Origin of the sequence: uncultured Lacinutrix sp., assembly GCF_947500325.1 — a bacterium.
In the GTDB taxonomy this organism is placed as follows: domain Bacteria; phylum Bacteroidota; class Bacteroidia; order Flavobacteriales; family Flavobacteriaceae; genus Lacinutrix.
The window spans coordinates 1-843 of record NZ_CANMRQ010000071.1 but is presented as its reverse complement, the minus strand read 5'-3'; the positions used below and the strand labels follow the sequence as shown (position 1 = coordinate 843).

Genomic DNA, 843 nt, shown 5'->3' with positions numbered 1-843 from the left:
ACGTTAGCAAACATTAAAAGTTAACTAATTTAAAGTCCTCGTTCACTCATTTAGAGTTTAGGAATAACGAAACAAAGAATAGATTTGAAAATAAATCTAAACTGAATGAAAAACACTGCACTTACATTCCTGATAATTGTTCTTAATCTCAATTTAAGTTTTTCACAAACGAAATCTGAAATCGACTCATTGTTGAACGGGATTTCGGAAACGGAAAATTCTATTGGAATTACAAAAACTGAACAAGCAAAAAAGATTATTGCTTTTGGAGAAAACTCTCTGATAATTCTTGCTGAATTTTTCACTGATTCTACTCTGACAAAAGTCAAATCGGAATGTCAAAAACGAATTTTAACTAAAGGAGAAATTGCAATTATTATAGCTGACCGAATTGAAGGAATGCCATATTTTACTATCACAGGAATTCAAAACTGCACAATGACTTTTTGTGAAAATAATCCAAATTTAATTGAGTATTATTTATGGGATAGTAAAAAAAATGAAACTGAAAAATTTAAAGAAAAATATTTAGTTTGGTTAGAGAGCGATGATAGAATAGACTGGACACCATTACTGGATTATAAATCAAAAAAAGTACGAAAAAAAGAAATACGAAAACGGAAACGTGAAAAGAAAAAGACAGAAAAACGATTTGCTAACAATGGCTATAATTAATACGGGGTTAGTGGTTTAAGATATAAAGCTGGTATATCAGCTAGCATCGCCAAATCTTTTGATTTGGCTTTAAAAGAAAAGATAAAACAAAATAAAAAGTTTTGGCTAAGTGCTTAATCAAAAGTTCACTACTTTTAAGTCCCGTACTAACCATAGCCGAACCGTTGT

The 843-nt window shown here is 29.9% G+C and carries 1 protein-coding gene; it reads left to right on the top strand.

Annotated elements, in window-relative coordinates:
• Positions 1-105: 105 nt before the first annotated feature.
• Positions 106-675 (top strand): hypothetical protein, encoded by a 570-nt coding sequence (locus Q0997_RS20205; RefSeq protein WP_299892522.1) that lies wholly within the window; start codon positions 106-108, stop codon positions 673-675.
• Positions 676-843 lie beyond the last annotated feature (168 nt).

Bases quoted from the DNA above. Each gene is read 5' to 3' on its own strand.
- Q0997_RS20205 (WP_299892522.1), top strand. From the start codon at position 106: ATGAAAAACACTGCACTTACATTCCTGATAATTGTTCTTAATCTCAAT.